Source organism: Nocardia carnea, assembly GCF_029869215.1.
Taxonomy (GTDB): domain Bacteria; phylum Actinomycetota; class Actinomycetes; order Mycobacteriales; family Mycobacteriaceae; genus Nocardia; species Nocardia carnea_B.
Map to the genome: position 1 here is coordinate 1 of NZ_JARWPM010000330.1, position 8,848 is coordinate 8,848.

The 8,848-nt window shown below is 67.7% G+C and carries 8 protein-coding genes and 1 pseudogene; 4 read left to right on the forward strand and 5 right to left on the reverse strand.

What is annotated here, in order from left to right:
• Positions 1-168 precede the first annotated feature (168 nt).
• Complete coding sequence (locus QH276_RS23190) at positions 169-846, forward strand: TIGR00266 family protein (protein WP_280401893.1); 678 nt, start codon at positions 169-171, stop codon at positions 844-846.
• A 23-nt stretch (positions 847-869) separates the two neighbouring features.
• Here QH276_RS23190 and QH276_RS23195 read toward each other — a convergent pair whose 3' ends face one another.
• From QH276_RS23195 to QH276_RS23215, 5 genes are all read right to left on the reverse strand, one after another.
• Positions 870-1,427, reverse strand: coding sequence for a dihydrofolate reductase family protein (locus QH276_RS23195; protein WP_280401894.1), 558 nt, complete (start codon positions 1,425-1,427; stop codon positions 870-872).
• Between the two features lies 1 nt (position 1,428).
• Positions 1,429-2,352, reverse strand: coding sequence for a helix-turn-helix domain-containing protein (locus QH276_RS23200; protein WP_280401895.1), 924 nt, complete (start codon positions 2,350-2,352; stop codon positions 1,429-1,431).
• A gap of 192 nt (positions 2,353-2,544) precedes the next feature.
• Positions 2,545-3,951 (reverse strand): YhgE/Pip domain-containing protein, encoded by a 1,407-nt coding sequence (locus QH276_RS23205; RefSeq protein WP_280401896.1) that lies wholly within the window; start codon positions 3,949-3,951, stop codon positions 2,545-2,547.
• A gap of 302 nt (positions 3,952-4,253) precedes the next feature.
• Complete coding sequence (locus QH276_RS23210; protein ID WP_280401897.1) at positions 4,254-5,189, reverse strand: NAD(P)-dependent oxidoreductase; 936 nt, start codon at positions 5,187-5,189, stop codon at positions 4,254-4,256.
• Between the two features lie 207 nt (positions 5,190-5,396).
• Positions 5,397-6,602 carry a DUF418 domain-containing protein gene (locus QH276_RS23215; protein WP_280401898.1) on the reverse strand — a complete coding sequence of 402 codons (1,206 nt, stop codon included), beginning with the start codon at positions 6,600-6,602 and terminating at the stop codon, positions 5,397-5,399.
• Between the two features lie 126 nt (positions 6,603-6,728).
• On the opposite strand from QH276_RS23215, the gene dop reads away from it, so the two are divergent.
• From dop to QH276_RS23230, 3 genes and pseudogenes are all read left to right on the forward strand, one after another.
• Positions 6,729-8,228 carry a depupylase/deamidase Dop gene (dop, locus tag QH276_RS23220; protein ID WP_280401899.1) on the forward strand — a complete coding sequence of 500 codons (1,500 nt, stop codon included), beginning with the start codon at positions 6,729-6,731 and terminating at the stop codon, positions 8,226-8,228.
• 166 nt (positions 8,229-8,394) lie between these two features.
• Entirely contained in the window at positions 8,395-8,589 is a 195-nt protein-coding gene (locus tag QH276_RS23225; protein WP_030521323.1) for a ubiquitin-like protein Pup, read from the forward strand.
• A pseudogene (locus QH276_RS23230) lies at positions 8,586-8,848 on the forward strand (proteasome subunit beta); the annotation flags it as partial. The gene QH276_RS23225 and the pseudogene QH276_RS23230, both read left to right, overlap by 4 nt.

The following is an 8,848-nucleotide window of genomic DNA, read 5'->3' on the forward strand; positions in this document are numbered from 1 at the left end:
GCACAGCGGTTCGTCGGGCCGCGTCATCCTGGCCATCCTCACCGAGGAAGAACATGAGGATGTGGTGTCCCGGCCCCCCGGCGCCCGGGCCCGCGGGGCCCACGAGGCACCCCCGCCCCCGCCGGGCGCACACCGCGCCCCGGCGGTCGCGGGCGGTAGTGTCGCCTCATGAAAGTTGAACTGCGGCACAACCCGTCGTCCACCGTGGCGCGCTGCGTGCTGGCGGGCGGGGAGCCGGTTCGCGTGGAAACCGGGGCCATGGTGGCGCATTCGGCCGGAGTGACGCTCGAGGCCAAGGCCGAGGGCGGAATCCTGGCCGGGCTCAAACGTTCGGTCCTGTCCGGCGAATCGTTTTTCGTCTCCACCTTCACCGCACCGGCGAACGGTGGCTGGGTCGATGTGGCGCCCTCCCTGCCCGGCGATATGCTCGCGCTCCCCATCGCCGCGGACCGGCCGTACTTCATCAGCCGCGGCGGCTGGATCGCGAATTCGGCCGGCGTGCGGGTGGAAAGCCAGTGGGGCGGCTTCGCGAACCTCTTCGGCGGTGAAGGCGGATTCGGTCTTCGTGCGGAGGGGCAGGGTGAGGTGGTCGTCGGGGTTTTCGGCGCCATCGATACGTTCGACCTGGCGTCCGGTGAGCAGGTGAGCATCGATACCGGGCATGTGGTGGCCTACGACCTCACGATGCAATTCACCATCCGCCGCGCCGTATCCGGGCGCTCCCTGCAGTCGCTGAAATCGGGCGAAGGACTGGTCTTCGATTTCACCGGGCCCGGGCGGGTGCTGCTGCAAACCCGCAACCCGCGGGCTTTCGCCTCCTGGACTGCTTCGGTCTCCTCCGGTTAGGCCCGGCACCGCGAGTCCGGCTGTCAGCTCGGTTCACGAACCACCGCGTAACGGACGCAGGCGAATTCGCCGTTGGCTGCCAGTTCGGTCATCCGCAGCTCCAGTTCCCGCGGTAGGAGCGGGGCGCCACTGCCCAGGGTCACCGGGGCGATAGAGACGATGATCTCGTCCAGCAGGCCGTGGTCGGCGAACATGGCCGCGAGCTCACCACCGCCCACGATCCAGAGGTCCTTTCCGGCGGCCACGTCGGTCATCGCCCTGTGCAGTTCGGGGATCTCGGCGCTGGTGAAGCGGATATCGGCATCGGTTCGCCGCGGGAACCCGCGGTGGGTGCATACCCAGCTGGGTACCGCGTAGGGCCACGGCTGCGTGCCCTCGTTGTCGAGTATCCATTGGTAGGTGTTGGCGCCCATGGCGATCGCGCCGACTCCCGCGAGGAACTCGGTGAAGCCCATCGGGCCGGATTCGTCGGATTCACGGGACAGCAGCCACGCGAGCGAGTGATCGGTGGTGGCGATATAGCCGTCCAGACTGACCGCTGTGTTGTACACGGTGCGCGGGGAGTTCGGTGGGGTGGTCAACTCAGTCTCGCTTTCGTAGCCACTCGATCGGGTCGCCCCAGCCGACGGTGTCGTCCGCGGGCAAGTCGTCGTGGATCCAGTACCGCACCTGCTGGCGGCGATACGCGGAGTAGGTGAGCACATGGGCGATCACGCTGCCGAGCACGAAGCTCTCCGGCGGGTCGCACAGCGCGTCGATCAGGGTGTCGCCCCAGCCGCCGCGTCGATCGATCTCGCGAATCGTGTCCAGCCAACGCGGTCCCACCTCGTCGAGACGGGCCGACAGCGACGGGATATCGTCGCCGCCCCGTGCGGGTGTATCGGCGCCGTCGATCGAGGCGAGCCACGACTCCTTGGTCCGGATCAGATGGTCGAGTACGGCGGCGATCGAATCCTCCGGCCCGTCCCACGGCAGTACCGTCCCCGCGCCGGCACGAGGGCGCCGGTACTGTTCCTCGCCGAGACCCGTGGCCGCTTTCAGCAGGAGGCGGGTGTCGTCGAGATCGTGGTGCAGCAGCAGCGCGGTCGGGTCCATATCGGAGCGTCCCTTCGGTTCTCCCTCGACCCACAGCGACATGGGGGGATGGAAATGGATCCCGTTCGCCGCCGGCAGCCAGCGCGGTGCCCGGCCGGCCGGTGGGGGAGTCGCGCTCGGGGGATGGCCGAAGGCGCGGGTGAACGCCCGGCTGAAGCCCTCCACCGTGTCGTATCCCGCGGCGAACGCCACCTCGGTGACGGAATCACCCGTGCCGAGCTGCCAGCAGGCCCGCTCCAGCAGCACCCGCCGCCGCAGGCTCACCGGTGACTCACCGGTGCCGCGGCTGAACTGCCGGGCGAAATGGTACGGGGACGAGTAGGCGCCGGCGGCCATCTGGCCGAGGGTCGCGTTGTCCTCGTCGAGAACGGCGTCCAGGAGTTCGCGGAGTCGGTCACGTCGGGTGGTCACGGAGAAATTCTGGCGGTCCGGTCCCGGTTGTGCTTGACCGATCTTGCGCAGTCGCCGCTCGGCAGGTGCCGGTTGCCGCCCGGCGTGCCGCTCCGTACGACGGTGCCGGACCGGTGTACTACTCGGCTGTGTTCGCTGCGGACACCGCCGCCGCCGCCGTGTGCCAGTTCCTCCTCACTGCCGCTGTGCCGCTCAGCGGCTACGTCGTTCCAGCCCTTTGCGGTCGTAGGCGAACGTGGCGACCGCGCCGAGGACCAGGCCGATGGCGAGGCCGAGCAGGCTCATCCAGACCCCGCGCGCCAGTCCGGGGTTGCCGTGGGCGTCGAAGTACAGGATGGCGCGGACACCGAGATAGATCTGGTGCATCGGCTCGAACGCGGCCAGCCACGCCATATACCGCGGGGTGGCCTCCAGCGGGATGGTCGCTCCGGCCGAGGGCAGGCCGAGAACGATGAACAGCACCAGGTTGATCAGCAGTCCCGCGGAGCCGAACGTCGCCAGGATCGACAAGGCGGTCACGCCCACGGCCACGATCGCCAGCGTGCTGAACAGGAACAGCGCCGGACCGTGGTCGAGCGGCATATCCAGCAGATTCGCGATGCCGAGGAATATGCCGGAGACAATCGGCGCGGTCACCGCGATCACCCCCCATTTCAGCAGGAGTGTGCGGAATCGGGAATGCGGCGCCGTGGGGTGGTGCACGAACCACGGTCCGTATTCGGTGGGGATGAAGCCGAGCGCCGAATCCACCATCGTGTGCACGATCATGGCCCCGGTGAACCCGGCCAGCACCACCAGCAGGGTGTAGAAGAACGCCGACAGGCCGCGGCCCGTCCCGTCCGGAAGCGGCCGGTAGGGCTCGGTGATGACCTCGATCGGATCGGCCAGCATCAGGCGCGACGCGCCGCTGAGTTCGGTGCCACCGGCGGGGGCCGAGCCGAGTTCGGCGTCGACCGCCGCGGTCAGCTGCTTGCCGACCTCGGTCTCCACTTGCGTGAGGGCCTCATCGGCCACGATCTGCATGATCTGCGTCGCGTAGGTGCCGGTGCGCGGATTGGTGATCACGGTGATCACCGGGCGTTCGATATCGCCGGGAACCACCGCGCCGGCGCCGAGAATCGAGAGTCGCTTGGACAGATCGCTGGGCAGCACGATCGCGCCGTAGACCTCGCCGTTGCCTAGCAGCCGCTGCGCCTCGGCGATACCGGTGACCCGCAGATCGATCTTGTCCGCCGGAACCTGTTCGGTGAGCGCGCCGGTGATCTGGTCGCCGATATTGATCGGTGCGCCGTCGCGGATATCGCCGTCGTCCTGGTTCACCAGTGCGACCGGAAAGTCGTGCAGGTTCTTCTCCGGGTCGATCACGTAGCCGAGGTACATGGTCGCCAGCAACGTCATCAGTGCGGTGATCACCAGAATCGGTCCGAGCCAGACCCGCAACGCGGTCCTGCGCCGGTCCGGTCTCCCGTCGGACCGGGCCGTGGACACGTCCGGGGCGCCCGGCTCACCGGCGGTGCCGTTCGGCTCCATCCCGTACTCCCTTCGGCTGCGTGCGACCGTCCACGAGGCCTGCGGCCGGTCGGTTCCGCTCAGGATCATCGTGGCAGTCGCGCGGCAAGTACAGCCCGAGCCGCGCAGTGTGTCGGACCACTCGTTGGCCCTTTCCCGTGCCCGAATTCACTCGACAGCCGGGCGTGTCGCTACGCCGGGAAGCGTGCAAGACCGTGTCGTTTCGGTTGCCCACGGTTCCGGCTATCCCGCCATGGCGGCAACCGCGGCGTACAACCCGTCATATCCCCCATCGCTTGCTGCGCGTAGGGCAGGAACTTCGCGATCGGTTCAGCCGAGCGATCGATCATGGCCGGTGCCTGCTCGAAAGCGTTCGGAATTCGTGCTGACGTTCACCGGCTCGGCCGGTGAGCTGTCAAGAGTTCGACCAAGGCGGTGATGCTCTGCTCGCCCCGTCCTTCGGCAACCGCTCGACGCAATAGCTCGTGCATCGGAGCATGCCAGGACATATCAATGCCCGAATCCGCGCTGAGCTGATCGTCATTCGACATCGCGTCGTGGAACAACGCGATCGAGGAACCGAGCCGGGTGTAGTCCCGGTCGTCGATCTCGCCCGCCATGACCGGCAGGAGTGACTCGATCATCTGGAACCATTTGACGGAGTAGGGCACCATCGTCTGCGCTGGGATACCACGGGCCGCCAGTAATGCCGCGCCTTCGAAGAAGCCGAGCAGTGCGGGAAGGAGGGTCGCACCCACGGCCGACTCGTAGAGGGCGGCCAGATCCGGGTCGTCGCCCAGGTGGACGAGGTCGCCGCCGAGGGCCTGCAAGGTCGGACGGTGGGCGTCGAAGATCGCTCGTTCACCGCCGAAATACAGCAAGGTGTCCGGCTTGCCGACGGCCGAGGGCACATTCTTGATCGCTCCCGCGAGGAACCGAGCCCCGGAGTCCTTCGCCCACGCTGCGAATTCCCGCGCCGCGGTGGGGGTGCCACTGTTGAGGGTGATCAAGGTCCGTCCGGCCAACCGCCCCTCGGCGCCCGCCAAGCTTTCACGGGCGGACCGGAATGTGCTGGTGCACATGATGATCACGGAGCTCGCGAGGACGGCGTCGGCGAGGGCGAGCCGGTGGTCGGCGCCTGCCGCCACCAGCGGAGCGGCCCGCTGCGGGGTGCGGTTCCAGACGGTGGTCGGGTGCCCCGCCGCTAGCAGGGCTTCGGCAAGGGCGCGCCCCATCGACCCCGTCCCGAGCACGGTTACCGGCACCTTCCGGTCGGCCGATGGGCTTCCGGTACCGGCTGGTCGGGGGAACTCCGCAGTCTCGTTCACAGGGCCGAGTGTCGAGACCGGCGCCGGCAGCGACAAGCACACACTTTCCGGTGCGGTAGCCCACCTCTGAGTAAGCGAACTGCTCACGAAGATCCGCAGGGGCGGGTGGATGACCGATATCACAACCGACGCAGGTATCCGTCGCTGTACAGCGATTACCTCTCTCGAGGATCGAGGTGGGTGCGGCTCGGCGACACCGCGTGGATGTCACCTGGTCCGAAACACCGGCTCGGCCCGGACGATGCGCTGGTAGCTGGAGTGCCACAGCCATTCCACCGGGCCACGCTCGAACCGGCGCAGCCAGCAGTGCGCGAATACCGTGATCACCCCGGCCACCACCAGATAGGTCGCGACGGTGAACGGGACCCGGGCCTCCGGAACGAACCGCGCCGCCAGCCCGAGCCCCCAGCCGTAGCAGATGATCGAGGCGACCAAGTTCTGCAGGATGTAGCAACTGAGCGCGGTCCGGCCGATCTCCGTCAATCGGCGGCCGGTGAAACCCGCCCGTTGCCGGCGGAGATAGAACTCGGCGACCAGGGCGAGAATCGCCAGCGAAACCAGTGGCGCGATCGCATAACGGGTGACCAGCACCCAATTTCCGCCACCGAAGACGCCGAGCAGCAGGTCGGCGGGCGCGGCGATACCGAAACCGAGAAGCAGTAACCGGCGGCGCAGCCGGGCACCGGACGGTGCGAACACGCCGGCATGGAAGAGCCGGGCACCGGCGAGGAACAGCGCGATCGACAGCGGCAGGATGAGGATCGGTTCGAACCGGAACAGTCCGGCGTTCTCGAGGCGGAACAGCACCAGATCCCAGAACGACCCGTCGGCGTAAGGGTTGGGAGACAGCGATCCGCTCGCGGACCCCTCGCCGGCCCCCGCCGTGGCGAGGGCCAGGGCATAGACCGCGATCATCGTGACGTGCAGGCACAGCATGCCGATCAGCCAGCGGCCCTGCGCACGCGGACTGCGGCCGAGCAGGAAGGCCACGATCAGTGCGGTCACCGCGTAGCCCATGAGCACGTCGAACTCGGCGATCAGCAGGAAATTGAGCAGGCCGTCGACGAACAGCAGCGCTGCCCGCCACGGGTATCCGCCGGGCCAGTTCCGCCCCGCGCGCTGCGCCGAGGCCTGCTGGATGGCCAGGCCGATTCCGAACATAACGGTCAGCAATCCGAGGAACTTGCCCTGGGCGAGCTGCTGGAGCACTTTTTCCGCCCACATCCAGCCGTCCTCGGGGGCGGTGACGAGCCGGTTCAGATAGCCGACCATGCCCTCCGGGTCGGTGAGGATCCAGATATTGGTGCCGAGGGTGCCGAGGATGGCGATTCCGCGCAGGACGTCCAGCGCCACCAGCCGGGCGAGGCGGGGCGGTGAACCGGCCGGAACGGAATCGGCTGCGGTACTGGTCATGTCCCGAGCATGCGGCCGCCGGGTAGCGCGGGTCATCCGCCGGAAGTACGACCCGGGGGATGATTCGCCGGGCGGCCCGGGCGCCGCTCGCGTGCCGAACACGGATTGTCGCCTACGCTCGATGCCATGCAGCGCATCATCGGTATCGAGGTCGAGTACGGGATATCCACGCCAACCGAACCGTCGGCCAACCCGATCCTCACCTCTACCCAGGCGGTACTGGCGTACGCCGCGGCCGAGGGGGTGCCCCGTGCCAAGCGCACCCGGTGGGACTACGAGGTGGAATCCCCGCTGCGCGATGCCCGCGGTTTCGATCTCAGCCGGATGAACGGCCCCGCGCCGGTGATCGACGCCGACGAGGTCGGTGCGGCGAATATGATCCTGACCAACGGCGCCCGGCTCTACGTCGACCACGCCCACCCCGAATATTCGGCCCCCGAGGTCACCGACCCGATGGACGCGGTGATCTGGGACAAAGCCGGGGAGCGGGTGATGGAAGCCGCCGCCCGGCATGCCTCGAGCGTGCCCGGGGCACCCCGGATGCAGTTGTACAAGAACAATGTCGACGGTAAGGGCGCCTCCTACGGCACCCACGAGAACTATCTGATGAGCAGGGAGACCCCGTTCAACGCGGTGATCCTCGGGCTCACCCCGTTCTTCGTGTCCCGCCAGGTGATCTGTGGCTCGGGACGAGTCGGGATCGGGCAGTCGGGGGACAACCCCGGGTTCCAGCTGTCGCAGCGTTCGGATTACATCGAGGTCGAGGTGGGCCTGGAAACCACCCTCAAACGTGGCATCATCAACACCCGCGACGAACCGCACGCCGACGCCGACAAATACCGCCGGTTGCACGTCATCATCGGTGACGCGAACCTGGCCGAGATGTCGACCTACCTGAAGGTCGGCACCACCGCGCTCGTGCTGGACCTCATCGAATCGGGCGCCGATCTGTCCGATATGCAGCTGGCCCGCCCGGTCACCGCGGTGCACACCCTCAGCCACGATCCCACCCTGCGGGTGAAGGTCGCGCTGGCCGACGGCCGCGAACTCACCGGCCTCGAGATCCAGCGGCTCTACCACGAACGCGTCGCCAAGTTCGTCGAGGTGCAGGGCACCGACGACGCACGTGTCCGGGACATTCTCGACAACTGGTCGATGATTCTGGACAAACTCGAACGCGACCCGATGGAATGCGCCGACCTGCTCGACTGGCCCGCCAAACTCCGGCTGCTCGAGGGTATGCGCAGCCGGGAAGGGCTGGGCTGGGCCGCGCCGAAACTGCATCTGATGGACCTGCAGTATTCCGATGTGCGCCTGGACAAGGGTCTCTACAACCGGCTCGTCGCGCGTGGCTCGATGAAACGGCTGGTCACCGAGCAGCAGGTGCTGGACGCGATGACCAAACCGCCCACCGATACCCGGGCCTATTTCCGCGGGGAGTGCCTGCGCCGGTTCGGTGCCGATATCGCGGCCGCGAGCTGGGACTCGGTGATCTTCGATCTGGGTGGTGACTCCCTGGTCCGCATCCCCACACTCGAGCCCCGGCGCGGTACCAAAGCCCACGTGGGCGAGCTCCTCGACGGTGTGGATACCGCGGCTGACCTGGTCCAAAAGCTCACCGCCTGAGTACTCGGCGCGGCCGGCGCGCGGGTTTCCCGCCTCGAGGTGGGACGTAATCCGACTACGCGTCGGCCCGGCTGGGTAGTGTTGAAGGACGAGCACACGAGGCTGCTCACGATTCGTCCGGTGCGCACCAGCGCCCGGTCGGTGGAAACAGAGGAGGTCGGCTGCGATGGCACAAGAGCAGACCAAACGCGCCGGGGGCGGCGATGACGACGAAGGCGTCGACGGCGTAGACGCCGCCGGTCAGGAACGGCGCGAGAAGCTGGCGGAGGACACCGACGACCTGCTCGACGAGATCGACGATGTGCTCGAAGAGAATGCCGAAGACTTCGTTCGCGCCTACGTGCAGAAAGGTGGCCAGTGACCGCAGGTGACCCCTTGCGTCTCCATCTGGGGTACGCCCTGTCATCCTTTTCCGAACATTTGCGCCAGAACGCGCCGGACCTGTTGCCGAACAACAGATTCGACGCACTGAGCCAGCCCACCGCCGCCGGGGATACCGGCGGCGGTGGCGCGGGGGATATAGCGCCGCCCGGGGCGGCCGTGGTGGCGGTGTACTATAGCGGCGGGGTGCAGATCGCCCGCGACCGGCGCGCCACCCACGGCCAACAGCAGGCGGGCCG

Bases quoted from the DNA above. Each gene is read 5' to 3' on its own strand.
- QH276_RS23190 (WP_280401893.1), top strand. From the start codon at position 169: ATGAAAGTTGAACTGCGGCACAACCCGTCGTCCACCGTGGCGCGCTGC.
- QH276_RS23205 (WP_280401896.1), bottom strand. From the start codon at position 3,951: ATGATCCTGAGCGGAACCGACCGGCCGCAGGCCTCGTGGACGGTCGCA.
- QH276_RS23215 (WP_280401898.1), bottom strand. From the start codon at position 6,602: ATGACCAGTACCGCAGCCGATTCCGTTCCGGCCGGTTCACCGCCCCGC.
- dop (WP_280401899.1), top strand. From the start codon at position 6,729: ATGCAGCGCATCATCGGTATCGAGGTCGAGTACGGGATATCCACGCCA.
- QH276_RS23225 (WP_030521323.1), top strand. From the start codon at position 8,395: ATGGCACAAGAGCAGACCAAACGCGCCGGGGGCGGCGATGACGACGAA.